The organism is Mucilaginibacter aureus (genome assembly GCF_053514885.1).
This window is the reverse complement of the sequence record NZ_CP170601.1, coordinates 97,385-123,462: the sequence shown is the minus strand read 5'-3', so window position 1 is coordinate 123,462 and position 26,078 is coordinate 97,385. Positions and strand designations below refer to the sequence as shown.

38 protein-coding genes are annotated in these 26,078 nt (G+C 43.0%); 34 read left to right on the top strand and 4 right to left on the bottom strand.

Annotated features, from left to right (window positions below):
* Nucleotides 1–102: 102 nt before the first annotated feature.
* The gene (locus ACFGVR_RS00555) at nt 103–1,140 is read left to right on the top strand and encodes a zinc-dependent alcohol dehydrogenase family protein (protein WP_448700357.1); all 1,038 of its coding nucleotides are present in this window, start codon (nt 103–105) and stop codon (nt 1,138–1,140) included.
* Between the two features lie 13 nt (nt 1,141–1,153).
* Here the strand turns inward: ACFGVR_RS00555 and ACFGVR_RS00550 are convergent, their stop codons facing one another.
* Both ACFGVR_RS00550 and ACFGVR_RS00545 read right to left on the bottom strand, forming a co-directional pair.
* Nucleotides 1,154–2,050 carry a cation diffusion facilitator family transporter gene (locus ACFGVR_RS00550; RefSeq protein WP_448700356.1) on the bottom strand — a complete coding sequence of 299 codons (897 nt, stop codon included), beginning with the start codon at nt 2,048–2,050 and terminating at the stop codon, nt 1,154–1,156.
* A gap of 537 nt (nt 2,051–2,587) precedes the next feature.
* Nucleotides 2,588–3,859, bottom strand: a complete 1,272-nt coding sequence (locus ACFGVR_RS00545; protein WP_448700355.1) for a BamA/TamA family outer membrane protein — start codon at nt 3,857–3,859, stop codon at nt 2,588–2,590.
* Nucleotides 3,860–4,320: 461 nt separating this feature from the next.
* Here ACFGVR_RS00545 and rpsL point away from each other — a divergent pair, with 461 nt between their 5' ends.
* From rpsL to rpsJ, 4 genes are all read left to right on the top strand, one after another.
* Nucleotides 4,321–4,734: a 30S ribosomal protein S12 gene (rpsL, locus tag ACFGVR_RS00540; protein ID WP_073405808.1), complete on the top strand. Its 414-nt coding sequence runs from the start codon at nt 4,321–4,323 to the stop codon at nt 4,732–4,734.
* A gap of 19 nt (nt 4,735–4,753) precedes the next feature.
* A complete protein-coding gene (gene rpsG, locus ACFGVR_RS00535) occupies nt 4,754–5,221 on the top strand; it encodes a 30S ribosomal protein S7 (RefSeq protein WP_448700353.1) in 468 nt (155 codons plus the stop codon).
* Between the two features lie 106 nt (nt 5,222–5,327).
* Nucleotides 5,328–7,439 (top strand): elongation factor G, encoded by a 2,112-nt coding sequence (fusA, locus tag ACFGVR_RS00530; RefSeq protein ID WP_448700352.1) that lies wholly within the window; start codon nt 5,328–5,330, stop codon nt 7,437–7,439.
* A gap of 113 nt (nt 7,440–7,552) precedes the next feature.
* The gene (rpsJ, locus tag ACFGVR_RS00525) at nt 7,553–7,858 is read left to right on the top strand and encodes a 30S ribosomal protein S10 (RefSeq protein ID WP_040627320.1); all 306 of its coding nucleotides are present in this window, start codon (nt 7,553–7,555) and stop codon (nt 7,856–7,858) included.
* 125 nt (nt 7,859–7,983) lie between these two features.
* On the opposite strand, the gene ACFGVR_RS00520 is transcribed toward rpsJ, so the two are convergent.
* On the bottom strand, nt 7,984–8,757 hold the full coding sequence (locus ACFGVR_RS00520) for a hypothetical protein (protein WP_448700351.1): 774 nt from the start codon (nt 8,755–8,757) through the stop codon (nt 7,984–7,986).
* A 117-nt stretch (nt 8,758–8,874) separates the two neighbouring features.
* Between ACFGVR_RS00520 and ACFGVR_RS00515 the strand changes: the two genes are divergently transcribed.
* Together ACFGVR_RS00515 and ACFGVR_RS00510 are read left to right on the top strand one after the other, a co-directional pair.
* On the top strand, nt 8,875–10,131 hold the full coding sequence (locus tag ACFGVR_RS00515) for an NAD(P)-binding domain-containing protein (RefSeq protein ID WP_448700350.1): 1,257 nt from the start codon (nt 8,875–8,877) through the stop codon (nt 10,129–10,131).
* Between the two features lie 16 nt (nt 10,132–10,147).
* On the top strand, nt 10,148–10,687 hold the full coding sequence (locus ACFGVR_RS00510; RefSeq protein WP_448700349.1) for a TlpA family protein disulfide reductase: 540 nt from the start codon (nt 10,148–10,150) through the stop codon (nt 10,685–10,687).
* A gap of 54 nt (nt 10,688–10,741) precedes the next feature.
* On the opposite strand, the gene ACFGVR_RS00505 is transcribed toward ACFGVR_RS00510, so the two are convergent.
* The gene (locus ACFGVR_RS00505) at nt 10,742–12,079 is read right to left on the bottom strand and encodes an O-antigen ligase family protein (RefSeq protein WP_448700348.1); all 1,338 of its coding nucleotides are present in this window, start codon (nt 12,077–12,079) and stop codon (nt 10,742–10,744) included.
* Nucleotides 12,080–12,698: 619 nt separating this feature from the next.
* On the opposite strand from ACFGVR_RS00505, the gene rplC reads away from it, so the two are divergent.
* From rplC to rpsD, 27 genes are all read left to right on the top strand, one after another.
* Nucleotides 12,699–13,316 carry a 50S ribosomal protein L3 gene (gene rplC, locus ACFGVR_RS00500; protein WP_448703057.1) on the top strand — a complete coding sequence of 206 codons (618 nt, stop codon included), beginning with the start codon at nt 12,699–12,701 and terminating at the stop codon, nt 13,314–13,316.
* Between the two features lies 1 nt (nt 13,317).
* Nucleotides 13,318–13,947, top strand: coding sequence for a 50S ribosomal protein L4 (gene rplD, locus ACFGVR_RS00495; protein WP_448700346.1), 630 nt, complete (start codon nt 13,318–13,320; stop codon nt 13,945–13,947).
* A gap of 2 nt (nt 13,948–13,949) precedes the next feature.
* The gene (rplW, locus tag ACFGVR_RS00490) at nt 13,950–14,240 is read left to right on the top strand and encodes a 50S ribosomal protein L23 (RefSeq protein WP_448700344.1); all 291 of its coding nucleotides are present in this window, start codon (nt 13,950–13,952) and stop codon (nt 14,238–14,240) included.
* A gap of 2 nt (nt 14,241–14,242) precedes the next feature.
* On the top strand, nt 14,243–15,067 hold the full coding sequence (gene rplB, locus ACFGVR_RS00485; protein WP_448700343.1) for a 50S ribosomal protein L2: 825 nt from the start codon (nt 14,243–14,245) through the stop codon (nt 15,065–15,067).
* A complete protein-coding gene (gene rpsS / locus ACFGVR_RS00480) occupies nt 15,067–15,333 on the top strand; it encodes a 30S ribosomal protein S19 (RefSeq protein WP_448700342.1) in 267 nt (88 codons plus the stop codon). Before rplB ends, rpsS begins: the two co-directional genes overlap by 1 nt.
* A 3-nt stretch (nt 15,334–15,336) precedes the next feature.
* Complete coding sequence (gene rplV / locus ACFGVR_RS00475; protein ID WP_448700341.1) at nt 15,337–15,765, top strand: 50S ribosomal protein L22; 429 nt, start codon at nt 15,337–15,339, stop codon at nt 15,763–15,765.
* Nucleotides 15,766–15,771: 6 nt separating this feature from the next.
* Nucleotides 15,772–16,635, top strand: coding sequence for a 30S ribosomal protein S3 (gene rpsC / locus ACFGVR_RS00470; RefSeq protein WP_448700340.1), 864 nt, complete (start codon nt 15,772–15,774; stop codon nt 16,633–16,635).
* A gap of 52 nt (nt 16,636–16,687) precedes the next feature.
* Nucleotides 16,688–17,110 (top strand): 50S ribosomal protein L16, encoded by a 423-nt coding sequence (gene rplP, locus ACFGVR_RS00465; protein ID WP_448700338.1) that lies wholly within the window; start codon nt 16,688–16,690, stop codon nt 17,108–17,110.
* A 78-nt stretch (nt 17,111–17,188) separates the two neighbouring features.
* Nucleotides 17,189–17,398: a 50S ribosomal protein L29 gene (rpmC, locus tag ACFGVR_RS00460; protein WP_448700336.1), complete on the top strand. Its 210-nt coding sequence runs from the start codon at nt 17,189–17,191 to the stop codon at nt 17,396–17,398.
* A gap of 13 nt (nt 17,399–17,411) precedes the next feature.
* Nucleotides 17,412–17,666 carry a 30S ribosomal protein S17 gene (rpsQ, locus tag ACFGVR_RS00455; protein WP_448700335.1) on the top strand — a complete coding sequence of 85 codons (255 nt, stop codon included), beginning with the start codon at nt 17,412–17,414 and terminating at the stop codon, nt 17,664–17,666.
* 1 nt (nt 17,667) lies between these two features.
* Nucleotides 17,668–18,036: a 50S ribosomal protein L14 gene (rplN, locus tag ACFGVR_RS00450; protein WP_066006038.1), complete on the top strand. Its 369-nt coding sequence runs from the start codon at nt 17,668–17,670 to the stop codon at nt 18,034–18,036.
* A gap of 1 nt (nt 18,037) precedes the next feature.
* Nucleotides 18,038–18,379, top strand: coding sequence for a 50S ribosomal protein L24 (gene rplX / locus ACFGVR_RS00445; protein WP_448700334.1), 342 nt, complete (start codon nt 18,038–18,040; stop codon nt 18,377–18,379).
* A complete protein-coding gene (gene rplE / locus ACFGVR_RS00440) occupies nt 18,379–18,942 on the top strand; it encodes a 50S ribosomal protein L5 (protein ID WP_448700333.1) in 564 nt (187 codons plus the stop codon). Before rplX ends, rplE begins: the two co-directional genes overlap by 1 nt.
* A complete protein-coding gene (gene rpsN, locus ACFGVR_RS00435) occupies nt 18,942–19,211 on the top strand; it encodes a 30S ribosomal protein S14 (RefSeq protein ID WP_448700331.1) in 270 nt (89 codons plus the stop codon). Before rplE ends, rpsN begins: the two co-directional genes overlap by 1 nt.
* 152 nt (nt 19,212–19,363) lie before the next feature.
* Nucleotides 19,364–19,762 carry a 30S ribosomal protein S8 gene (rpsH, locus tag ACFGVR_RS00430; RefSeq protein WP_448700330.1) on the top strand — a complete coding sequence of 133 codons (399 nt, stop codon included), beginning with the start codon at nt 19,364–19,366 and terminating at the stop codon, nt 19,760–19,762.
* Between the two features lie 20 nt (nt 19,763–19,782).
* The gene (gene rplF / locus ACFGVR_RS00425; RefSeq protein ID WP_448700329.1) at nt 19,783–20,340 is read left to right on the top strand and encodes a 50S ribosomal protein L6; all 558 of its coding nucleotides are present in this window, start codon (nt 19,783–19,785) and stop codon (nt 20,338–20,340) included.
* A gap of 5 nt (nt 20,341–20,345) precedes the next feature.
* Nucleotides 20,346–20,696, top strand: coding sequence for a 50S ribosomal protein L18 (rplR, locus tag ACFGVR_RS00420; RefSeq protein ID WP_448700328.1), 351 nt, complete (start codon nt 20,346–20,348; stop codon nt 20,694–20,696).
* Nucleotides 20,697–20,708: 12 nt separating this feature from the next.
* The gene (rpsE, locus tag ACFGVR_RS00415) at nt 20,709–21,227 is read left to right on the top strand and encodes a 30S ribosomal protein S5 (protein WP_448700327.1); all 519 of its coding nucleotides are present in this window, start codon (nt 20,709–20,711) and stop codon (nt 21,225–21,227) included.
* 6 nt (nt 21,228–21,233) lie between these two features.
* Nucleotides 21,234–21,413 (top strand): 50S ribosomal protein L30, encoded by a 180-nt coding sequence (gene rpmD, locus ACFGVR_RS00410; protein WP_066006030.1) that lies wholly within the window; start codon nt 21,234–21,236, stop codon nt 21,411–21,413.
* Nucleotides 21,414–21,417: 4 nt separating this feature from the next.
* The gene (gene rplO, locus ACFGVR_RS00405) at nt 21,418–21,864 is read left to right on the top strand and encodes a 50S ribosomal protein L15 (RefSeq protein WP_448700326.1); all 447 of its coding nucleotides are present in this window, start codon (nt 21,418–21,420) and stop codon (nt 21,862–21,864) included.
* A gap of 6 nt (nt 21,865–21,870) precedes the next feature.
* A complete protein-coding gene (gene secY, locus ACFGVR_RS00400; RefSeq protein WP_448700325.1) occupies nt 21,871–23,208 on the top strand; it encodes a preprotein translocase subunit SecY in 1,338 nt (445 codons plus the stop codon).
* A 3-nt stretch (nt 23,209–23,211) separates the two neighbouring features.
* Nucleotides 23,212–23,988: a type I methionyl aminopeptidase gene (map, locus tag ACFGVR_RS00395; protein ID WP_448700324.1), complete on the top strand. Its 777-nt coding sequence runs from the start codon at nt 23,212–23,214 to the stop codon at nt 23,986–23,988.
* A 78-nt stretch (nt 23,989–24,066) separates the two neighbouring features.
* The gene (gene infA / locus ACFGVR_RS00390) at nt 24,067–24,285 is read left to right on the top strand and encodes a translation initiation factor IF-1 (protein WP_448700323.1); all 219 of its coding nucleotides are present in this window, start codon (nt 24,067–24,069) and stop codon (nt 24,283–24,285) included.
* An 8-nt stretch (nt 24,286–24,293) separates the two neighbouring features.
* Nucleotides 24,294–24,410 carry a 50S ribosomal protein L36 gene (gene rpmJ, locus ACFGVR_RS00385; RefSeq protein ID WP_008506259.1) on the top strand — a complete coding sequence of 39 codons (117 nt, stop codon included), beginning with the start codon at nt 24,294–24,296 and terminating at the stop codon, nt 24,408–24,410.
* 71 nt (nt 24,411–24,481) lie between these two features.
* Entirely contained in the window at nt 24,482–24,859 is a 378-nt protein-coding gene (gene rpsM, locus ACFGVR_RS00380; RefSeq protein ID WP_448700321.1) for a 30S ribosomal protein S13, read from the top strand.
* Between the two features lie 151 nt (nt 24,860–25,010).
* Nucleotides 25,011–25,400: a 30S ribosomal protein S11 gene (gene rpsK, locus ACFGVR_RS00375; protein ID WP_448700319.1), complete on the top strand. Its 390-nt coding sequence runs from the start codon at nt 25,011–25,013 to the stop codon at nt 25,398–25,400.
* Nucleotides 25,401–25,465: 65 nt separating this feature from the next.
* The gene (gene rpsD / locus ACFGVR_RS00370) at nt 25,466–26,074 is read left to right on the top strand and encodes a 30S ribosomal protein S4 (RefSeq protein WP_448700317.1); all 609 of its coding nucleotides are present in this window, start codon (nt 25,466–25,468) and stop codon (nt 26,072–26,074) included.
* The last annotated feature ends 4 nt before the right edge of the window (nt 26,075–26,078 follow it).

Here is a 26,078-nt window from a genome sequence, read left to right as displayed (position 1 = left end):
CGCGAAGTGTAATTTAAAACATATTAAATGCTGACCATCGTCATTTATTAGTCCGCAATAACTACACACCTTTATAAACACTATTTATAAAGCGATAAAGTTATGAAAGCATTAGTTTACCACGGTCCGGGAAAGAAATCGTGGGAAGAAAAACCCAATCCTACCATTGCAAAACCTACCGACGCCATTGTTAAAATACTAAAAACAACCATTTGCGGTACCGATCTGCATATTATGAAAGGCGACCTGCCCCTGGTTACCGACGGGCGTATTATAGGGCACGAAGGCGTAGGGATAATAGAAGAAGTTGGCAGCGCCGTAAACAATTTTAAAAAGGGCGACCACGTGATCATATCCTGCGTTACCTCGTGCGGAAAGTGCGAATATTGTAAAAAAGGCATGTACTCACACTGTGCCGATGGCGGCTGGATATTGGGTTACCTGATCGACGGTACCCAGGCCGAATATGTACGTATACCGCATGCCGATAACAGCCTGTACCCTATCCCTGCCGGCGCCGATGAGGAAGCGCTGGTAATGCTGAGCGATATATTGCCTACCGGTTTTGAGTGCGGCGTATTGAACGGGCAGGTTAAGCCCGGCGATACCATTGCCATTGTTGGGGCAGGCCCTGTTGGCCTTGCGGCGTTACTAACCTCGCAATTTTACTCGCCGGCCGAAATTATCATGATCGACCAGGATGATAACCGTTTGGCCGTGGCTAAAACCTTTGGCGCAACCCAATCGGTTAACAGCGCTACCGGTAATGCTATCGAACTGGTAATGGGCCTAACCAACGGGAAGGGCGTAGACGTAGCTATTGAAGCGGTCGGCGTACCGGCAACCTTTGAGCTTTGCCAGGAAATTATTGCTCCCGGAGGACATATTGCCAATATTGGCGTACATGGCAAAAGTGTTACGCTGCATTTGGAAAAACTATGGTCGAGCAATATTACCATTACCACCCGGCTTGTTGATACCGTTACCACGCCATTGTTGTTAAAAACGGTACAGGCTAAAAAGATACAACCGAGCCAGTTGATAACGCACCATTTTAAACTCGATCAGGTCATCGCAGCTTACGATACTTTTGGCAACGCGGCTAAAGAAAAGGCTTTGAAGGTGATATTGACGGCCTAAGGAACAACTGCTGCTATCCGGCCACCGGCTCAATAAAGATCTGCTTGATACGCGGGTAATTAGCCTGTATGGTTTTGGTGAGCCGCTCAATGGCCGTGGTGATTTGTTTGGTGTTGAGCCCCTGCTTAAAAACGGTGTTAAGCTGCAGCAGGATATCTTCGGGTGCCATATAGGTTGAGAAGTGTTTTTTTACTTTGATCACTTCGTCGTCGGCCTCGATCAAAGCGATGATCTTGCGCAACGTACGCCTGCTGATGGTTTCGCCCATGAGCAGGCTTTTGCTTTCGCGCACCAGCAGGCCCGAAATAACGATGAGGATTATGCCGATGACCATAGATGCCACGCCATCGTAGTAAGGATTATGCAGCAGGCGGCCCAGGTAAATACCTATAAAGGCTACGCCGAGGCCGAGCAGATCGCCAAAGTCGCCCAGTAAAACGATGATAGTTAGCGGGTCTTTAGTGTGGATAACGGCTTTCCAGAAGTTCATTTTGCCACGCTGCTGGTTAAACGCCTTGAGCGCGGCTACCATAGACACCATGTTAAAGGCGAATGCAATTGCCAGGATGGCGTAGTTCCAGTTTGGATTGCCCTGCAATTCGGGTTTATTGAGGTGGACAATGCCCTCGTAAAACGAAATACAACCGCCCATAATGAAAATAACCAGCGATACCATGAACGACCAGAAGTATAGCTCTTTGCCATAGCCAAAGGGCCTGTCGGCATCGGCAGAGCGTTTGCTGGTGCGGATACCCCAGATTAGCAATACCTGGCTAATGGCATCGATAATGGAATGGATCCCCTCGGACACCATGGACGAACTGCCCGTAAACGCCGCCGCGATAAACTTTGAGGCCGCGATAACCAGGTCGACAAACAGAGAGATGTAAATAAATGACCTTGATTTCATGGTTATTGTATAAGCAATTTATCGGGAAATGGTTTTTTGATTTCGGATTTCGGATGTTCGATTTCGGATTTTTCTCTTTACGGCAATGATATGGGAAGAGAGAGTATAAAGCCAGTCTTAAAAATGTGAGACAATTTCCAAGAGTTTTATACTTAAATTAGGCTTGACCTGATAGTATGAACAGTTTGATGGTCAATTGCGAATTTGATAATCGTTCTTTAAAATAAAGTGAAAAATACCGATAAATACCCACCTGTTTATGACGTTTAGGTCAGGGTGCGTTGCGAAAATGATAATTTACGGTGGATGCGTTAGTGATAGTAGTGGAAAGCCCGGAGCCGCTTCTACAGGCGGCGAGGACTTGCAACGAATAGCGCGAGCCGCAGGCAACGCCCCATAATAATGATTGAAGGATTGATGGACTGAATGATTGAATGAAAAAGTGACCTGTACAGCCGCTCTGTAAGTCGGGGATTGCCACGCTATCGCTCGCAATGACGCGCGAAGACAAATCTTCCAACATGCCAGCACCCGAACCTAAAAAGCTTCCCTAATGTTCAGATAGAGGCCCGAAAATCCGTCGCCCATGCCGTAGTCGACGGTAATGTTGGTGCGGTCGGCTTTGTTCATTTTAATGCGGAGCCCAACCCCGCATCCCGGCGCAACGGCGTCAAAAAGAGATTGGTTTACGTAAGGCAGCGGGTTACTGGCCGTTGTAATATTTACAAAGGTAACGCCTCCCAAAAAGCCATTCCCGGTGATGCGGAAGCGGAACTCCGACTCGCCATAGATCATGGTATTGCCCCTGAACCTGCCCTGTATATACCCCCGCCCCGATCTGTTGTAAGTATCCCAGGTAATTGCCGGCAGATCAAGGTAGGGCAGATGCCCGGATGTTACACCCGATCCCCAAAGCCAAAAGGCGATCAGGTTTTGCGGGATGGCTTTATTCACGCCGATATAGGTACGGTATTCACAATAGAATTGCGTGCTGTTTTGCGAACTGCCTAAAAACTGTGGGTTCACCCTGAAGCTAAAATTAACATAGGTGCCTTTATACGGGTTCACCGGGTTATCGCGACTATCATGCATGACCTGGAACGACAAGCCATTTGCCACATATTGTGCCGGGTCAAAACCATAGTTTTTTGAATAAATATAATGCGAAGTGAGGTATACAGGAGCATCCAGCCGCAATGAGTCGTCGCGTATTTTGGTGTCGCTGTCTATCATTACGCCTATGCCGGCGTACCACTTGTTGGTTATTTTTCGCAAAAAGTTTTCGTACAGCCGTAAGTAATTGTATTGCAGGGGCTGTTCAAGTTCGCCATGCGTAGTGGCGCTTATACCGTTCCAGCTAAACGTATGTGGCTGGCCGGCCAGGCCCTTTATACCTAAACCGTAGGTTGCCTGGCTAAAAAACAGTAAACGGTTATCGCCGGTGATATACCACTTATTATCCTGCGTGTAAATGTCGAATTTGAGGTTTAAAAGCGTTTGGTTTTTTGTGGTGAACGAAACGTTGGTTAGTAAAGTAGAAAGTTGTGTTGACCTGGGATCGCCCATCAGTTTGGTGATACTAATGGCGGCGCCCGCAACCGCGCCATTGGCCGGGCTATAGCCAAGTATGGGCAATAGCGAAACGTTTTTTATCTTTATTTCATATCCGGGAGTATCAGCTGTAGTTTTTTTGGGTTTTTTTGTCAGCTTTCGCAACACGTCAAAAAGATCGATCTGGTCAACCCGGCTTACAGTATCCTGTGGTTTCGGTTTTTGTTGTCCGTAGCACGCACCATGGGTCTGTATCAAAATAAAGGCACAGGTTATAACGCACCCCAAAACATTTAGAAGTTTGCGGCGTAGCGGCTTAGCTATTATTACCGAATAGTTCACGGTGCTGGTCTATGAGCGTTAATACAAAGAACTGCAATTATTGAGCTGGCGCATTATAAACCCGGCAGCATTGGGGTGCAAATTTAAAACTGAAACCGGGGGGGAGAAAAGAAGCAAGAAACAAGATGCAAGAATCAAGACCAAACAAATTTAAAATTCTCCGTAAGATAGGATTGCTTCGTTCCAAACATTCAAACCGTTTAACAATATACTTCACACCCTGATAATACCATCTTAACATTCAAGCTTTCAAACATTTCAACCCACCAACAATAGTTGAAAATAATTCACTCAACCTATTGAATATCAAAATTAAAGTTTCTACCTTTGCAGTCCCGTAAATTATGCGGACAAAACAAAAACATTAAAAGGAAACAATGCCTACTATTCAGCAATTAGTTAGAAAAGGTAGAGTAGCTCTGGTTGACAAGAGTAAGTCGCCAGCGTTGGACAGCTGTCCACAGCGAAGAGGCGTGTGCACGCGTGTGTACACCACTACCCCTAAAAAGCCAAACTCAGCCATGCGTAAAGTTGCGCGTGTGCGTTTAACCAACGGAAAAGAAGTTAACGCTTATATCCCGGGTGAAGGTCACAACTTACAGGAACACTCGATCGTTTTGATCCGTGGTGGTCGTGTTAAAGATTTACCAGGTGTACGTTACCACATCATCCGTGGTGCACTGGATACTTCTGGTGTAGCCGGTCGTAACCAACGCCGTTCTAAATATGGTACCAAACGCCCTAAACCGGGTCAAGTTGCTGCCGCTCCAACTAAAGGTAAAAAGAAATAATTAAGGAGGATAGAAAGCAATGAGAAAGTCAAAACCAAAAAAGAGAATTATCCTTCCTGATCCAAAGTTCAACGATACTTTGGTAACAAGGTTTGTGAATAACATGATGTATGATGGTAAAAAATCTACCGCATACACTATATTTTATGATGCAGTTGAACTGGTAGAGAAAAAAACCAGCGAAAGCGGTTTAGATACCTGGAAAAAAGCATTGAACAATGTTATGCCAGCTGTTGAAGTAAAGAGCCGCCGTGTAGGTGGTGCTAACTTCCAGGTGCCAACAGAAGTTCGTCCGGAGCGTAAAGTTGCTTTGGGTATGAAATGGTTAATTAGCTATGCACGTAAACGTGGCGAAAAAACCATGATGGAAAAACTTGCAGGCGAAATTATTTCGGCTTCAAAAGGCGAAGGCGCTGCAGTTAAAAAGAAAGAAGATACGCACAAAATGGCTGAAGCCAATAAAGCGTTCTCGCACTTCCGTTTCTAATATAAAATTGTTATTGAGTTATTGGGTTATTAGGTAATTGGCTTTCGCTGATCTTGGTAACTCAATAACTCATTACACATAATAACAAATAACTAAAAAACATACAATGTCAAGAGACTTAAAGTACACCAGGAACATCGGTATTGCCGCGCACATTGATGCCGGTAAAACTACCACTACTGAGCGTATATTATACTATGCAGGTGTTAACCACAAAATTGGCGAGGTGCACGAAGGTGCAGCTACTATGGACTGGATGGCACAAGAGCAGGAGCGTGGTATCACCATCACTTCGGCTGCAACTACTATCGATTGGAAATACCGTGGCCAGCAATACCACATCAACATTATCGATACCCCGGGACACGTGGATTTTACCGTTGAGGTAAACCGCTCGTTACGTGTATTGGATGGTTTGGTGTTCTTATTTTCAGCGGTTGACGGTGTTGAGCCGCAATCAGAAACCAACTGGCGCTTAGCTAACAACTACAACGTTGCCCGTATAGGCTTCGTAAACAAAATGGACCGTAGCGGTGCCGACTTTTTGAAAGTTGTTAAACAAGTTAAAAGCATGTTGGGCAGCAACGCTGTGCCTTTGCAATTACCTATCGGTAGCGAAGACGCGTTTAAAGGTGTTGTTGATTTGATCAACTGGAGGGGTATTGTTTGGAACGAACACGATAAAGGGATGACCTTTACCGAAGTGCCGATCCCTGAAGATATGCTGGAAGAGGCTACCGAGTGGAGAGAAAAATTGCTGGAAGCTGTAGCTGATTACGATGAGACTTTGATGGAGAAATTCTTCGAAGCTCCGGAAACTATTACTGAGCGCGAAGTGCTTGACGCTTTACGTGCAGCAGTTTTAGATGCCAAGATCGTACCTATGGTTTGCGGTTCATCTTTCAAAAACAAAGGTGTACAAACCATGCTCGACTATGTGATGGAGTTATTGCCATCGCCAATGGATGTTGAAGGTATTGTGGGTACCAACCCTAACACCGGCGAAGAAGTTGTTCGTCAGCCATCAGAAAAAGAGCCATTTGCAGCATTAGCGTTTAAAATCGCAACCGATCCTTTCGTAGGCCGTTTGTGCTTTATCCGCGTTTACTCGGGTAACTTAGAAGCAGGCTCATATGTATATAACATGCGTTCGGATAACAAAGAGCGTATCAGCCGTATCTTCCAGATGCACGCTAACAAGCAAAACTCTATCCCTAATGTAGGTGCTGGTGATATTGCTGCAGTAGTAGGTTTTAAAGATATCAAAACAGGCGATACCCTTTGCGATGAGAAACACCCTATCGTGTTGGAGTCGATGAACTTCCCTGAGCCGGTTATCGGTTTAGCTATCGAGCCTAAAACACAGGCCGACGTTGATAAACTGGGTATGGCTTTAGGTAAATTATCCGAAGAGGATCCAACCTTCCGTGTAACATCTGACGAAGACAGCGGCCAAACCATCATTTCAGGTATGGGCGAGCTTCACTTAGATATCATCATGGATCGTTTGAAACGTGAGTTTAAAGTTGAAGTTAACCAGGGCGCTCCTCAGGTTGCTTACAAAGAGTCGATCACAGGTAGCGTACAGCACCGCGAAACATACAAAAAACAAACCGGTGGCCGTGGTAAATTTGCGGATATCCAGGTTGTTATTTCGCCTGCTGATGAAGGTACAACTGGTTTACAGTTTGTGAACGAGATCAGCGGTGGTTCAATCCCACGTGAGTTTATCCCATCGGTTGAAAAAGGCTTCAAATCAGCTATGGATAACGGTGTATTGGCCGGTTACCCATTAGTTAACATGAAGGTACGTTTGATCGACGGATCGTTCCACGCTGTCGATTCGGATGCTTTATCTTTCGAAATTTGCGCCCGTGGTGCTTACCGCGAAGCATTGCCGAAATGTAAACCGGTATTGTTAGAGCCGATCATGAAGATCGAGATCTTAACACCTGAAGAAAACATGGGTGATGTTATCGGTGACATGAACCGTCGTCGTGGCCAACTGTTAGGTATGGACTCGCGTGCCGGTGCACAGGTTATCAAAGCAACCGTACCATTGAGCGAGATGTTTGGTTATGTAACCCAGTTACGTACCATCACTTCGGGCCGTGCTACTTCAACCATGGAGTTTGATCACTATGCTGAAGCGCCACGTAACGTACAAGACGAAGTTGTAGCAAAAGCTAAAGGCAAAAAAGCTCAGGCTAACGCATAACCACTGATTATAATGATTATTTGATTCCGCTGATTTCGATCGGCGGAATCATTAAAAATAAACCGATCAACCATAAATAATAGCTCTTATGGTTGGTTTTAAAAACAAGTAAAATGAGCCAAAGAATCAGAATCAAATTAAAATCGTACGATTATAATTTGGTAGATAAATCTGCCGAAAAGATCGTAAAAACAGTAAAACCTACGGGTGCTGTGGTAAGCGGACCGATCCCTTTGCCAACCGAAAAGAAAATCTTCACCGTTTTGCGTTCACCGCACGTGAACAAAAAAGCACGTGAGCAATTTCAATTATGCTCTTACAAACGTTTGTTAGACATCTACAGTTCAAACTCAAAAACTGTTGACGCGCTGATGAAATTAGAGTTGCCAAGCGGCGTTGAAGTTGAGATCAAAGTTTAGTGCCCCCTAACCCCCTAAAGGGGGAATGGAATAGCAATAAAAGAGCCGCCCCCGAAAGGAAGCGGCTTTTTTTATGGGATGTGCTTTGTAAAGTCTCCCCTTTTAGGGGAGATTTAGAGGGGCTTCTATTTCTTCCCCATCAGTTCATCAACCTTGTTACGTTCGGTTTGCAGCTCGCGGGCCAGTTTCTTTTCTTTATCGCTGGCTTTTACTTTATAGGCTTTATATTCTTCTTCCAGCTCCTGGTAAAGCTGTGTGCGGTATGCCACTTCTTTGCGGGTAGAACCCGATAATGAATAGATAGCTACAGAAAAGCCTGCCAATACCACTACCAAACCCCACATGATATATTGAAATGTGGTTTTTGACATATCGATACCTAAAAAGCTTATTTGATTTACCCTGGCTATTGATGCCGTTAGTGTTTGCTCTTTAGTGGCAGTGCTACCCTGCAGATCTGCAATACCTTTGGTCTGCGTAGCTAACTTCGCGGTCGAATCTTTCAGTTGATGGCGCACCGTGTTCAGGGTGTCCATATAGTTTTTGTAAAACACAGCTACAATGCCTCTTTCATAACCGCCCAGGTTACGGTTAAGGGTGTTGTATTGCCCCGTAAGAGTGTTGTCAACATAAGCAGGGGCAGCAGCGGGTATTTTCACCGGTGCTTTTGAGGTATCGGGTTTAATGGCTGTTGTGGCCTGTGCTTTAAGCGAAGTATCACGTTTATAGTTTTTGCCCAAATGCCTGTATCCCGGCCGGGTTATAGGGTGATAAACCGATGGTACTACAATACCCTCTGGTTTTTTTGCAGCAGCATGTTTGGCAGTATCCTGGCCGTAGCTGGCAAGGCAGGTTCCAACTAATATCACGCTAAACAATAGGCTATATATTCTCTTCATAATACTGGTATAATGGTATACAATGTCAAACTTAATACATTTAGTCTAATTTCTGACTATAAAAACCAAATATCAAATGTATCCGCAAATATCAGGCCTCATGCCTATATTAGCTGCATGAACATCGGTATTATTGGATTGGGCGATATGGGCAAGTTGTATGCCAAAGCTTTCGCTAAAGTTGGCTACCCGGTTTATGGCTGCGATCTGCCGCAATACAAGGCACAGCTCGAAGAAGAAATGACCCCGCTTGGCATTAAGGTTTTAAACGACGGGCACCAGGTTTCGGCTAAAGCCGACCTGATCATTTACTCGGTTGAGGCCGAAATAATAGGCAGGGTTGTGGCCGAATATGGCGCTTCGGCAAAACCGGGCGCTATAGTTGCCGGGCAAACTTCGGTAAAAACTCCCGAGATAGAAGCTTTTGAAAAACACCTTCCGGCTAATGTTTTTATTGTGACCATACACGCTTTACACGGGCCTGGTTTTGCGCCCGATAAACAAAAGCTGGCCATTATACCGTATCGCAGTAATGCAAAAGTGTACCAGCAAATGTTGGATATATTTACGGCTATCGGCTCGGATATTGTAGAGATACCCGATTACCACGAACACGATAAAATTGTTGCCGATACCCAGGCCGTTACTCACGTAGGTTTTGAAAGTATGGGCACCGCATGGAAGGAGGCGGGCTTCTTCCCCTGGGAAAATGCCAGCTACATAGGCGGCATCGATAATGTAAAGATACTGACCACCCTGCGCATTTTTAGTTATAAAGCACACGTGTATGCAGGTTTGGCTATTTTAAATCCTTATGCCCGGCAGCAGGTGAAACGATACGCGGTATCAGAGTCGGAACTGTTTAAGCTGATGATACAGGAACAGGACGCCGAGTTTAAGGAACGTATTTACCGTGCCCGTGATTTTGTTTTTCACGAAAGCCGGAAACCTATCCTGTTAAATGATGCTGTGATGCGCGAGTTTTCCCTTTCGGGGAAGGCAGAACTGCGCAAACCTAATTCGCACCTGAGCTTACTGAGTATGGTTGATGCCTGGTACCACCTGGGCGTAAACCCTTACGATAACATGATCTGCCAAACACCGCCATTTCGTTTGCGGTTAGGGATAGCCGAGTACCTGTTCAAAAACGAAGAGCTGCTTGAAGAATCAATAGAAGCTGCTTTATATGATAAAACCATCCGCGGCGACGATCTGGAATTTCACTCGGCCGTGCGCGAATGGTCGTCCATTATCGGCTATGGTGATATGAAAGGTTATAAAGAACATTTTAACCAGGTAAAAGAATTTTTTGGCGACAGGCTGGAGCATGGTAGGGTGCAAAGTGCTGAGCTGATCAGGCGATTGATGGAGTAATTCTTAATTAACCACGATGGTGAAATTTAATATTTTATCTTTAAGCATCTGTACAACGTGCTTATTTGCTGTAATGCAGGTGAGTGCACAAACTTCAAAAAATACACAGATACACTATATAACTGACACCGCTGCAAACTTTAACAGCCTGGCTGAGCGGTTTAAGGGTAAAGCTATTTTTGTCGACATCTGGGCTTCGTGGTGTTCTCCCTGCCGGCATGAGCTTCAGGAGAAAAGCGTAAAAGGTTTTCAGGATTTTGCTCGAAAAAATGATATTGTGATACTGTATGTATGTTGTGATAAAGATGGCAGCAAGTGGAAATCATTTATTAGAGCAAACAGTCTTGTGGGATATCATGTTCTGGTAAACCCTAATTTAGATAAGGAGTTGCATACTACTTTTGCATCCGTCCAAAAAAGAAATGGCGTTATGAAAAGAAGCTCATATCTGCCGCATCATATAATATTTGATAAAAAGGGAATGGTTGTAGACACCTTTGCGAGCAAACAGGGAAGCGCCTCGGTATATGCCACGTTAAAAAAGATAGTGAATTGAATACCAACAAATATCTTGCGGCTCTTTCCTGAAAAAGAACCTGTGAGAAAAGATCTATGCAACCTCAACAGGGTGCTTTGCCGTTCTCACCTTTTGCAAACATACCACCGCCAATGCCAGAAATACCCACAGGTGACGGAAGTTAAAGATATCCGTTTCAATACCATCGATCAGGAAAGTAACGTAGATCAGGAACAACCCCAATATCAGATCGTTTTTAAACAGGTCCGGGCGTTTGGTAAATAACCGGAATATGTAAATAAATATGGCGAGTAAGGCGACAAAGGCAAAAATCCCGTCCTCAACTAAAGCACCCAGGTAAGTACAATGCGGGTCAAGATCGCCAAACTTTTCGGGGAACAGGCCGCGGTTTTTATACTTACGTACTTCCATGTTAAAATTACCGGTGCCTACGCCAAAAAACAAATGTTTCGGGAACAGGTCGACCTCGGTACGCTTTAAGGTGAGATAATCGGTTTCCAGCAGATCATACCCGGCAATTTGCGACACTACTTTGTTGGAGGTGAAATAAGTAGGCAATACTTTTTTCTCTTCATCCGAACCGGTTTTTACGATGATCACATGCGTAAACGTTACTATTGAGATAATAAAGATCACAGTTGCCGCTATGAAGGTACCTTTATTGAGATACCCCATCCACTTCAATGCGAAAATTATCAGCCCAAGCGTGATCAGTAATATCGATTTAGATAATGTTAGCGCTGTACAGATTAATAATAAGATCAAGCCAATTACCACCAGATTTTTTACGCGGCTGGTTTTATACACGCTCACCAGGTATAGTACCGGCAAAGTAATAATGCTGATGAAGAGAGAAGGATAAATATTAAAACTCCGTAACCGGTACAAACGTCCGAAGTAGGGGTAGTGATCAAAAAACATCAACGTTTCGGTAGGGCGGCCGATAGTGATCATCAGGTAACCATAGGCAGCTATCAGTGCGGTAAGTACCGCACCGAAAAAAAACACGCGCGTGATCTTCTCTATCAGATCGTCAATATCCAATGTGCTGAAGCGATAAGCCAATACAGAAAAAAGCACGAACAAGTAAATACGGCCCATACTTTCCATCACCGAACTGGACCGATGACTAAGCGAAGAGGCTATCAGGTCAAAAGCTAAATAGATCAGGATCAGCTTAACCAGCGTAGCATTTTCGCGCCATTGGTATTGCCATACCTCTTTATAAGGTATAAATGGGATAGTCAGCAAAAACAGGATCTCTGTAGGCTGTACCTTATAGCCAAAATACCTGAAATGGGTAAGATGGGTAAAGAAGGTAGTGATGATGAGCAGAAAGCAACATATGCCAAAAATGTTCTGTCTGGTGGTTTGGCGGTTGTCCCAGCCTAAGTTAGTCAATAGATTCATGCAATAAGGGCAATAGCTGCCGTAAATATAAAAATCATACGGCAGCTATTACCATAAAAATGCAGTACTGTTAAAAGTCTTGAGTCCGGAGTCAGTCAGGAAGTCGGAAAGTTTGAAAGAAGAATCAGGTTCGAACCGGAAAGTCAGCGTTAGGGATTGCAGCGGATACCGGCCTGTGGCTAATGCCTGTGCAGTATAAGCGTAAAGCCCGGCCGCAGGCAACGCCGAATAATTAACTTATGCGATTTTTTATCAAATCGTAATATATCTTTCCATCAAATTCAAATACCTGCCTTCACTTATTTCCAAGGTAAATGCAAAGCCAGTAATATCTCCATTAACAGGTTCAGTCTCTATAGGCTGCAGAGCGGTATTTTGAGTTAAACGCAGATAATGAAATCCATTTTACATATTGATAAACAGTTAATTATCGATAGACGCTTAGTTTAAGTCACTATTTTTACATCTTCTCAACTCCATTCACTCTTTTTATTAAAAAATAACTGAGTAACTATTTGATAATTAATATAAGATTCCTATCTTTGCCGTCCCTTTCGGGGGGATTTATAATGCCTTGAACGAAGCCCTACTGCTTCGATGGGCAAAAACTAAAAAGAAAATGTCAGGAATAATTGGTAAAAAGGTAGGTATGACCAGCATATTCGACGAGGCAGGGAAAAATATCCCATGTACTGTGATCGAAGCTGGACCATGTGTAGTAACACATGTAAAGTCTGTGGATACAGACGGCTACGCTGCTGTTCAGTTAGCGTACGGTGAAACAAAAGACAAACACACCACTGGCCCGTTAAAAGGTCACTTCCAAAAAGCCGGTACTACTCCAAAACGTAAACTTGTTGAATTCAAAACTTTTGAAGAAACAAAAAATCTGGGTGACACTGTTACCGTAGAGATTTTTGAAACAGGTGATTATGTGGATGTAGTTGGTACCTCAAAAGGTAAAGGCTTTCAGGGTGTTGTTAAACGTCACGGTTTTAATGGTGTGGGTATGCAAACTCACGGCCAGCACAACCGCCTAAGGGCCCCGGGTTCATTAGGTGCTTCATCATGGCCATCGCGCGTATTTAAAGGTATGCGTATGGCTGGCCACACTGGTAGCGAGCGTGTTAAGGTTCAAAACTTACAGGTTGTTAAAGTGTATCCAGAGCAAAATTTGTTGGTTGTTAAGGGTTCCATCCCAGGAGCTAAGGGTTCATTTGTAATTGTGGATAAATAAGATGGAATTAAAAGTATTAAATGTATCAGGTAAAGAAACAGGTGCAAGTTTGCATCTACCTGAGTCGGTATTTGGTATTGAGCCCAACGATCACGCAATTTACTTAGACGTTAAGCAATATTTGGCTAACCAACGTCAGGGTACTCACAAGGCTAAACAACGTAACGAAATTGCAGGTTCAACCCGCAAATTGTACAAACAAAAAGGTACAGGTGGTGCCCGTGCAGGTAGTATTAAATCTCCTTTGTTTAATGGTGGTGGCCGTGTATTTGGTCCGCAACCACGCGACTATAGCTTTAAGCTGAACAAAAAGTTGAAAGCGCTTGCCCGTAAATCGGCCTTATCATACAAAGCACAAGATAACAGTATCGTAGTTTTAGAAGACTTCACTTTTGAAGCCGTAAAAACTAAATCGTACATACAGTTTGTTGCTGATTTGAACTTAACTAACGAAAAAACTTTGTTAGTACTGCCATCAGCAAACAACAATATTTATTTATCAAGCAGAAATCTGAAAAAAGCGAAAGTTATTACAGCTGATCAATTAAGCACTTATGATGTGCTTAACGCTGGCAAGCTGTTGTTAACTACCGGTTCTGTTAAAACTTTGGAGGAAGCATTAGCTAAGTAAAAATGGAAGTATTAAAGAAACCCTTACTTACTGAAAAAGTATCTATCTTAACTGATAAGCTTAACCGTTACTCTTTCATCGTTGATCCAAGAGCTAACAAAATTCAGATTAAAGATGCCATCAAAGCCATGTATGGCATTGAGGTAGTAGCCGTAAACACCATGCGCTACGTTGGAAAGTTAAAAAGCCGTAACACTAAAGCCGGACCGGTATCGGGCCGCGCCGCTAAGTACAAAAAGGCTATTGTGACTTTGAAAGATGGTGAAACTATTGACTTTTATAGCACAATATAGAGATGGCAGTTAAAAGATTTAAACCGGTAACCCCGGGTACCCGTTTCAGGGTAGGTGCCGATAACTCGGATATCACAACTAACGTTCCAGAAAAAACGTTGGTGGTATCACACAAACGTTCAGGCGGTCGTAACCACGATGGTAAGATGACAATGCGCTACATTGGCGGTGGTCACAAAAAATCATACAGGTTAATTGATTTCAAACGTAATAAGTTTGATATCCCGGCAACCGTTGCAACAATTGAATATGATCCAAACCGTTCGGCACGTATTGCATTATTGCACTATGCCGATGGCGAGAAAAGATACATGATAGCCCCGGAAGGCTTAGCAGTTGGCCAGGTTGTTTTATCAGGAGACGCAGTTCCACCTGAAGTTGGAAACACCTTACCATTAAAGAGCATTCCATTAGGTTCAATTATCAACAACATTGAGTTGAACCCGGGCCAGGGCGGTATCATTGCACGTTCGGCTGGTACTTATGCTCAGCTTTCGGCCCGCGATGGTAAATACGCGATCATCAAATTGCCTTCAGGCGAAACCCGTATGATCTTGTCGACTTGCTTGGCAACAATCGGTACAGTTTCAAATGGCGACAAAGCAAATGAAGTATTGGGTAAAGCCGGCCGCAAACGTTGGTTAGGTCGTCGTCCTCGCGTTCGTGGTGTAGCCATGAACCCGGTAGATCACCCTATGGGTGGTGGCGAAGGCAGGGCCTCAGGTGGTCACCCACGCTCACGCAAAGGTTTATTGGCTAAAGGCTTTAAAACCCGCGACAAAAAGAAAACATCAGATCGTTATATCATTGAAAGAAGGAAGAAATAATGGCACGTTCAATTAAAAAAGGACCTTATATTGATCATAACCTGGAAAGAAAAGTTCTGACCTTGAATGATTCAGCAAAAAAATCGGTAGTAAAAACCTGGTCACGCCGTTCCATGATCTCTCCAGATTTCGTAGGTCATACGTTCGCAGTACACAACGGTAACAAATTTATACCGGTGTATGTAACAGAAAACATGGTTGGGCACAAGTTGGGAGAATTTGCGCCAACCCGTACATTCCGTGGTCACGCAGAAAAGAAAAAATAAGGCATGGAAGCAACAACTAAAATCAAAAAGTCTGTATTGATCAGACAGCAGAAAGAAGCAGCAAAAGCTGTTGTAGGCGGCGCTTCTATCGCTAAATTACAAGACTGCCCAACTTCACCACGCAAAATGCGTTTGGTGGTTGACCTGATCAGAGGCGAAAACGTTTTTAAAGCGTTAAGCATATTGAAATTTACAAATAAAGAAGCAGCGGTACGTGTTGAGAAACTTTTGGTTTCGGCAATTACTAACTGGGAAGCCAAAAACGAAGGCAAAAAAGCCGAAGACAATGGCCTTTATGTAAAAGAAATATCTGTAGGCGGTGGCCGTCAGTTAAAAAGATTACGCCCTGCTCCGCAAGGAAGAGGATACCGTATCAGGAAACGTTCAAACCACGTTACCTTAATCGTTGAAAGTAAAAATGTAAACAACTAATTTGAAATGGGACAAAAAGCACATCCAATAGGTAACCGTTTAGGAATCATCCGAGGTTGGGATTCTAACTGGTTCGGTGGCAACCACTATGCCGACAAATTAGTTGAAGACGAAAAGATCCGTAAATACTTAGCAGCACGTATCGCTAAAGGCGGCGTATCAAAAGTAGTTATCGAGCGTACTTTAAAACGTATCACTGTAACCATCCACACTGCCCGTCCGGGTATTGTAATTGGTAAAGGTGGGGCCGAGGTTGATAAAATTAAAGAAGAGTTGAAAAAACTGACTAAAAAGGACGTTCAGATCAACATCTTCGAAATTAAACGCCCTGAGCTTGATGCACAATTAGTGGCAGAAGGCATAGCTAAACAATTAGAAGCACGTATATCATTCCGCCGTGCCATGAAAACTTCAATCGCCTCTACTATGCGTATGGGTGCCGAAGGGATCAAGATCATGACATCGGGCCGTTTAGGCGGTGCTGAGATGGCACGTAGCGAGCAATATAAAGAAGGCAGAATACCTTTGCACACTTTCCGTGCAGATATCGATTATGCATTAGGCGAAGCTTTAACAACCTATGGTAAAATAGGTATTAAAGTTTGGATATGCAAAGGCGAGGTTTACGGAAAACGCGATCTTTCTCCAAACATCGGTGGTACAAGCAGCGCAAGCGGCAAAGGCGGACGCCCTGAAGGCGCGGCAGCATTTGGCGACCGTGGCGGAAACGACCGCAGAGGTGGTGAGCGTGGTGGCGACCGCAGAAGCAATGACCGCCGTGGCGGCCAGGGTGGCGGTGGTAACCGTCCGGGTGGCAATCGCCCAGGTGGCCAGGGTGGTAACCGTCCAGGTGGCCCAGGTAAGAGATAATAATAACAGAATTACAAAGTCGACGAGACATCGTTTATAAGAATTTAAGACAATGCTACAGCCAAAAAGAACGAAGTTCAGAAAGATGCAAAAAGGCAGAATGAAAGGTTTAGCCACCCGTGGTGCTGAACTGTCATTCGGATCTTTCGGTATAAAATCACTCGAAGCCGCCTGGATAACCAGTCGCCAGATCGAGGCTGCCCGTATTGCTGTTACACGTTTTATGAAACGTGAAGGCCAGGTATGGATCCGTATTTTCCCGGACAAACCTGTAACCAAAAAACCAGCAGAGGTACGTATGGGTAAAGGTAAGGGTGCTCCTGAATATTGGGTAGCAGTAGTAAGGCCAGGAAGAATCATCTTCGAAGCTGAAGGCGTACCATTGGATATCGCTAAAGAAGCTTTACGCCTTGCCGCACAAAAACTACCGGTACAAACAAAATTTATAACACGTAGGGATTACGTAGAAGAATAAACAGGTTAGCGAATTGGCTTTGCCTCTTAAACAGCAGGATAACGCAAAGTACAGGCATAACGAATAATTAACAAAACAATGAAGAACTCAGAAATTTTAGAGCTATCAACCGAGGAACTTACCGCGAGGATCGCTGAAGAAAAAGGGAACTTGAATAAACTGAAATTTGCTCATGCAGTTTCGGCTATTGAAAACCCAAGCCGTATCACCAAAGTAAGAAAAGACGTTGCTCGTTTAAATACTGAACTAACTAAGCGCAAAGCGGCGCCTGCTTCTGAAAAGAATTAATTTTTAGAAAAAAATGGAAAGAAATTTAAGAAAAACCCGTACCGGATTGGTAGTCAGCAATAAGATGACAAAATCTATTGTTGTAGCGGTTGAGCGTAAGGTAAAGCACCCTATCTATGGTAAATTCGTAAAGAAGACTACCAAATTTATGGCTCATGACGAGGAAAACACTTGTGGCATTGGCGATACTGTGTTGATCATGGAAACCCGCCCATTGAGCAAGAGCAAAAATTGGAGATTAGTTACAGTTTTAGAAAGGGCTAAATAAGATGGTACAACAGGAATCAAGATTAAACGTAGCTGACAACAGCGGAGCTAAAGAAGTTTTAGTGATCCGTGTGTTAGGCGGCACAGGCAAAAGATATGCCTCGATCGGCGACAAAATTGTTGTAACCGTAAAAAGCGCTTTGCCATCAGGCAACATCAAAAAGGGTACAGTTTCAAAAGCAGTAGTTGTTAGAACTAAAAAAGAGATCCGCCGTAAAGATGGTTCTTATATCCGTTTTGACGATAACGCAGCCGTTTTGCTGAACAACCAGGACGAACCAAGAGGTACCCGTATCTTTGGCCCAGTTGCAAGAGAGTTGCGTGAGAAACAATTCATGAAAATTGTATCATTAGCACCGGAGGTATTGTAACATGGAAAGAAAGAATAATAAACAGCCTAAATTAAAAGTACGTAAAGGCGACCTGGTTAAGGTTATTGCCGGCGACTCAAAAGGCACAGAAGGTAAAATATTAGAAGTGATAGCTGCTACCAACCGCGTTGTGGTTGAAGGTGCTAACATGGTATCAAAACATACTAAACCAAATGCTACCAGCCCTAACGGCGGTATCATTAAACAAGAAGCTGCCCTGCACATTTCAAACGTAAAGTTGATCGACCCTAAATCGGGTAAACCAACACGTGTTGGACGTAAAAAGAACGCAGCTGGTAAATTGGTTAGGATTGCTAAAATATCAGGGGAGGAAATTAAATAATGGCTTACGTACCAAGATTAAAATCGAAATACAAAGAGGAAATTCGTACTGCACTGAAAGATAAATTTCAGTACAAAAGCGTTATGCAGGTTCCGAAACTTGAGAAAATTGCTATCAACCAGGGTGTTGGTGCTGCAACTACCGATAAAAAACTGATCGATGTTGCAATTACCGAAATGACCACTATTACCGGTCAGCAAGCGGTAGCATCAAAATCTAAAAAAGATATCTCGAACTTTAAATTGCGTAAAAATATGCCGGTAGGCGTACGTGTTACTTTACGTGATAACACCATGTACGAGTTTTTAGATCGTTTAATTGCCGTTGCATTGCCACGTATACGTGACTTTAAAGGTATTAACGATAAAGGTTTTGACGGCCGCGGTAACTATACTTTAGGTATAACCGAGCAAATCATATTTCCTGAGATAAATATTGACAAAATCAATAAAATTATGGGTATGGATATTACCTTTGTAACCTCAGCAAAAAATGATGTTGAAGCTTTGGAATTGTTAAAACAATTTGGTTTACCATTTAAAAATCAAAATACAAATCAATAATGGCTAAAGAAGGTGTAAAAGCACGTGAATTAAAACGCGCTAAGATAGTAGCTAAATACGCTGAAAAAAGAGCAGCCCTTAAAGCAGCTGGTGATTTTATTGGATTAGACAAGTTGCCAAAAGCAGCTTCGCCGGTAAAACTGCACAACCGTTGCAAATTAACAGGCCGCCCTCGCGGATATATGCGTCAGTTTGGTATTTCGCGTGTTACATTCCGCGAAATGGCTCTGGCCGGTAAGATCCCCGGAGTAAAAAAGGCAAGCTGGTAATATAAAAGCCGGAAGCAAATAGCGGGAAGCCGGAAGCTAAAAAAGCTTCGGGCTTCATGCGTAAAACTTCACGCTTAAAACAAAAGTGAATTAACCGACGGCAGGTCGTCCAGGATGTTACTGGAAGGAAACCACCATCATAAATCAATAAAATGAATACAGATCCAATAGCAGATTACCTTACACGGGTAAGAAATGCGATTAAAGCCAACCACAGAGTTGTTGAGATCCCTGCATCAAACCTGAAAAAAGAGATCACGAAAGTGCTTTTTGACAAAGGTTACATTGCAAATTTCAAATTTGAGGATAACGGTCCGCAAGGCACTATTAAAGTAGCTTTGAAATACCATCCGATAACTAAAATATCAGCAATACGCAGCTTAGCGCGTATCAGCAAACCAGGTTTACGTAAGTATGCCGGTGCCGATAACATGCCACGTGTATTAAATGGTTTAGGTATCGCTATATTGTCGACTTCGAAAGGTGTAATGACCGATAAAGAAGCCCGTACACAAAATATAGGCGGCGAAGTTTTATGTTACATTTATTAATCAAACAGGAGAACTAAGAAATGTCAAGAGTAGGAAAAGCACCAATCGCAATCCCGGCAGGCGTTACAGTTACTGTATCTGATGATAATATTGTAACCGTAAAAGGCCCTAAAGGCGAATTAACCCAGGCAGTTGATACCGATATCACCATCGCCCAGGAAGAAGGAAACATCGTTGTACAACGCCCTTCAGAACAAAAACGTCACAAAGCATTACACGGCTTATACCGTGCATTGATCAATAATATGGTTGTAGGTGTAACAGCAGGTTACAAGCTTGAGCAAGAGCTGGTAGGTGTAGGTTACCGTGCAACTAATACTGGTAATACTTTAGATATGGTGTTGGGATACTCTCACCACTATGTGTTTGAATTACCAAAAGAAATTAAAGTTACAACTACTGCTGAGAAGGGTAAAAACCCAACGATCATTCTGGAATCGATCGACAAACAACTGATTGGCCAGGTAGCGGCAAAAATACGCTCGTTACGTGCACCAGAGCCTTACAAAGGTAAAGGTATCAAGTTTGTTGGCGAAGTATTGAGAAGAAAAGCAGGTAAATCAGCATCTAAAAAATAAGCGTCATGACAGGTAAATTATCAAGAAGAGATAGAATCAAGAAAGGGATAAGAAAACGTCTTACCGGTTCTACCGAGCGTCCGCGCTTGTCAGTGTACAGGAGCAATAAAGGTATTTATGCTCAAATTATAGATGATGTTCAAGGCAAAACCTTAGTATCAGCTTCATCTTTATCAAAAGAGTTTGCAACTACAGGCAGCAAGTCAGATCAATCGGTAGCGGTTGGTAAAATGATTGCCGAAAAAGCTGTTGCAGCAGGTATAAAAGATGTTGTGTTTGATCGTAACGGTTACTTATACCACGGTAGGGTAAAATCGTTAGCTGAAGGTGCACGTGAAGGTGGTTTAAATTTTTAATTACAACAAGAGATGTCAACTATTAACATAAAAAGAGTAAAATCAAGCGAAATCGAATTAAAAGATCGTTTGGTAAGCATCCAGCGTGTAGCCAAGGTAACCAAAGGTGGTCGTACTTTCAGTTTTTCTGCCATTGTGGTAGTAGGCGATGAGCACGGTATTGTAGGTTACGGTTTAGGAAAAGCTAAAGAGGTTACCGAAGCAATTGCAAAAGGTATTGATGATGCTAAAAAGAATTTGGTAAAAGTTCCGATCATTAATCAAACTATACCTCACGAGCAAATAGGTAAATTTTCAGGTGGTTTTGTATTCCTGAAACCTGCTGCAAACGGTACCGGTGTAATTGCCGGTGGTGCGATGCGTGCTGTATTAGAGAGTGCCGGTGTACACAACGTACTGGCAAAATCAAAAGGTTCGTCAAACCCGCACAACGTGGTTAAAGCAACTGTATCTGCATTATCGCAACTGCGCGATGCTTATACCGTGGCACAACAACGCGGAGTTAGTTTAGGTAAAGTATTTAACGGATAATCAGTCATGGCAAAAATCAAAATAACTCAGATTAAAAGCGTGATCGATAGAAGTGAGCGCCAGAAAAAAACCATCGAAGCATTAGGTTTAAAGAAAATAAATCATAGTGTTGAAGTTGAAGCAAATGCAGCTATCATCGGCATGGTAAGAAAAGTAAATCATTTGGTAGCAGTAGAAAACATTTAATGTTATGAATTTAAGTAATCTGAAACCTGCAGAAGGTTCTACTAAAAATAGAAAAAGAATAGGCCGTGGTACCGGTTCGGGCCGTGGCGGAACTTCAACCCGTGGCCATAAAGGTGCGGGCTCACGTTCGGGTACTTCAACCAAAGTTGGTTTTGAAGGCGGACAGATGCCATTGCAACGCCGTGTGCCTAAAGTGGGCTTTAAAAACCCTAACCGTGTTGAGTATGTAAGTGTTAACCTTGATGCTTTACAAGGCCTGGTTGACGAGTACAAAGTAACTGTTGTTAACTTTGAAACTTTAAAAGAACATGGTTTGGTATCGCGTAACGACCTGGTGAAAGTATTGGGCCGTGGCGAATTAAAAGCTAAATTAGAGGTAACAGCACATGCATTTTCGGCCACTGCACAAAAAGCTATTGAGGCAGCAGGCGGTTCAATTGTTAAGTTATAAATTTCAATGAAGAAATTTTTCACCACATTATCGAATATCTGGAAAATTGAAGATCTAAGAGTGCGTATATCAAACACATTCTTATTTCTTTTAATTTACCGTGTAGGCTCATTTATAGTGTTGCCAGGCGTTGACCCTACAACACTTGATTCTCAAAAAACCAAAGAAGGTTTGATGGGGTTATTGAACATGTTTGCCGGCGGATCATTCAGCCGTCAATCAATTTTTGCGTTAGGTGTAATGCCTTATATTTCGGCATCAATTGTGGTGCAATTATTAGGTATTGCAGTGCCTTACTTCCAGAAATTGCAAAAAGAGGGTGAAAGCGGACGTAACAAGATCAACCAGTGGACCCGCTACCTAACCATCGGTATTACTGCTTTACAGGCCATTGGTTATGTAAAATCGCAGGTTGCCGGAAGGTTAATAGGCGAGCCATACTTTACCATTCTATCGGTGTTTGTATTAACATCGGGTACGCTATTTGTAATGTGGCTTGGCGAAAAGATCACCGACAAAGGTATCGGCAACGGTATATCATTGATCATTATGGTGGGTATCATCGCACAGTTACCCGGCGCCCTTGGCAGCGAGTTTTTAACCCGCGTTAACGGTACCGGTGGTTTATTTATCTTTATTGTGGAGATAGTTGGCCTGATAGCTGTGGTTATGTTTACCATCCTGATCGTTCAGGGTACACGTAAAATTGCCGTACAATATGCTAAACGTATTGTAGGTAACAAACAATATGGCGGTGTTAGGCAATACATTCCGTTAAAGGTAAATGCAGCAGGTGTAATGCCTATTATATTTGCCCAGGCGTTAATGTTTATCCCGGCTACCATATCACAGTTTTTCCCGTCTATCGCGTCAAGCAGTGTGTTAATTGCATTGTCTGATTACACTTCATGGGGACACAACCTGTTATTTGCAATATTGATCATTGTATTTACATTCTTCTACACAGCTATTACGGTTAATCCAAACCAAATGGCTGATGATATGAAAAAGAACGGTGGATTTATCCCGGGTATTAAACCTGGTAAAGCTACTGCCGACTTTATTGACGGTGTGATATCAAAAATTACTTTGCCAGGTTCTATATTCCTGGCTATTATTGCGATCATACCTGCGATAGCTACTTTAATGGGAGTTAACAACCAGTTTGCGCGCTTTTTTGGCGGCACCTCGCTCATCATTTTAGTAGGTGTGGTATTAGATACCTTGCAACAAATTGAGAGCCACCTGTTAATGCGCCATTACGATGGTTTGATGAAAACCGGAAGAATACAAGGCAGAACAGCAATTCCAACAGCTTCTGGAACAACGCCATCGGCGATATAAGGGATGTCAAAAATCAATTATAAGTCGGCTGAGGAAATAGAACTGATCAGAAATAGTTCACAACTCGTTGCTAAAACATTGGGTGAGATTGCCAAGGTTATCCGACCGGGCATCCAAACCATCGAACTTAATAAACTTGCGGAGACATTCATACGTGATAACAAGGGTGTCCCCGCATTTTTAAACTACAACGGTTTTCCGTATTCACTTTGCATTTCGTTAAATAATCAGGTGGTGCATGGTTTCCCCAGCAAGTATGAATTGCAGGAGGGCGATCTGGTATCGGTTGATTGCGGCGTGTTATTGAATAAATACTACGGCGATTCGGCCTATACATTTCCGATAGGCCAGGTGAGCGAAACAGCTGAGAAATTGATGCAGGTAACCAAAGAATGTTTGGTGCTTGGTATTGAGAAGGCTGTAGTTGGTATGCGCGTTGGCGATATCGGGTACGCGGTACAGGAGCATGCTGAAAAGAATGGCTTTGGTGTAGTAAAAGAACTGGTTGGCCATGGAGTTGGAACACGGCTGCATGAAAAGCCGGAAGTACCAAACTACGGTAAACGCGGATCGGGTATTAAGCTGGAAGAAGGAATGGTGATTGCCATTGAACCGATGATCAACGCAGGCCGTGCCGGTGTTAGATTTTGGGATGATGGATGGACGGTATCAACCAGCGATGGTAAGGTATCGGCCCATTACGAGCATACAGTAGCCATCAGAAAAGGGAAGGCAGACATTCTTTCAACTTTTTCGTACATCGAAGAAGTTTTTAAATAAAAATAGTATTAATAAAAAATATTTATTAATTTTGCATCCCGCTTTTAAGGCGGATAATTGTATAGAAATCAGTAATATATGGCCAAACAGGCTTCAATTGAGCAAGACGGTACAATAAAGGAAGCATTATCAAATGCAATGTTCAGGGTCGAACTGGAAAACGGCCATGAAATTATTGCACACATTTCTGGTAAAATGCGCATGCATTATATCAAGATATTACCTGGCGACAAGGTGAAATTGGAAATGAGTCCGTATGATTTAACAAAAGGCAGAATAACCTACAGATATAAATAAACAAAGAGATGAAAGTTAGAGCATCAATAAAAAAACGTAGTGCTGATTGCAAGATCATCCGTCGTAAAGGGAAACTTTATGTGATCAACAAAAAGAACCCTAAGTACAAACAACGTCAGGGATAATTAAAAAAAAAGTGTAAAGATCCGTACAACGGTGGCCCGCCGTTCGGTCTTACTAAAAACAAATAACAAATATGGCAAGGATAGCAGGTATTGATTTACCAAAAAACAAACGCGGAGAGATCGGACTTACGTACATCTATGGTATTGGCCGTACTAAAGCACAAGGCATTTTAGCTGAGGCTGGTATCGACTTTAATACTAAAGTACAAGACTGGACCGATGAGCAATTAACCGCCATCCGTACAATTATTAACGACCGTGTTAAAGTTGAAGGTGCATTACGTTCGGAAGTGCAGCTGAACATTAAACGTTTAATGGATATCGGTTGTTACCGTGGTACCCGTCACCGTAAAGGTTTACCATTACGTGGTCAGCGTACTAAAAACAACTCACGTACCCGTAAAGGTAAACGTAAAACAGTTGCTAACAAGAAGAAAGTAACCAAGTAATAGATAGATCTGAGATGTGAGATTTTAGATATGAGAACCATATCTGTCAAATCATCCCAATCTGGAATAGAAAAAAGAAAAACAGGATAAGAGTGCCGGGATAGAGAAAGTCTCCTATCTCAAGTCTCCTATCTAAAATCTAAAAAAGAAAATGGCAAAAGCTAAAAAAGTAACCAAAAAGCGTATTGTAATTGTTGAGCCTGTAGGCGAAGCACACATCAATGCTACTTTCAACAACATCATTATTACCTTAACTAACAAAAGCGGTCAGGCTATATCATGGTCTTCGGCAGGTAAAATGGGTTTTAAAGGTTCAAAGAAAAACACTCCATACGCTGCAGGTCAGGCAGCTTCTGATTGCGGTAAAGTAGCTTATGATTTAGGCTTGCGCAAGGTAGAAGTTTTTGTTAAAGGCCCGGGTGCAGGCCGCGAGTCGGCTATCCGTACTTTGCAAACTGCCGGTATCGAGGTAACAACTATAAAGGACATCACTCCGCTTCCGCACAACGGTTGCCGTCCATCAAAAAGGAGAAGAGTTTAATCAATTAATTTTTAAAGCTAAGATTCACCGGCTGCGGGCCGGATGATACTTTAAAACACACAACAATGGCAAGGTACACAGGTCCAAAATCCAGAATTGCACGTCGTTTCAGAGAGCCGATCTTCGGTCCTGATAAAGCGTTAGAACGTAAAAACTATGCACCGGGTATGCACGGTGCCTCTAAAAGAAGAGGAAAACAATCTGAGTATTCAACTCAGTTAATGGAGAAACAAAAGGTAAAATACACTTACGGTGTATTAGAGCGTCAGTTCGAAAACCTGTTTCACCGCGCATCAGCTAAAGAAGGTATCACCGGCGAAAACTTGTTAAAGTTTTTAGAAGCCCGTTTGGATAACGCAGTTTACCGTTTAGGTATTGCTCCAACACGTTCAGGTGCACGCCAGTTAGTAGGCCATAAACACATTACTGTTAACGGCGAAGTAGTAAACATTGCTTCGTATGCTTTGAAAGCAGGTGACGTAGTTGCAGTACGTGAGAAATCAAAAACCATGGAAGCGATTACCAACTCGGTAGCAGGCAGAAAGATAAACAAATACAGCTGGTTACAGTGGGATGCATCAACCTTAACAGGTACATTCCTTAACTATCCTAACCGCGATGAGATTCCTGAAAACATCAAGGAAAACCTGATCGTCGAGTTGTACTCAAAATAATAAC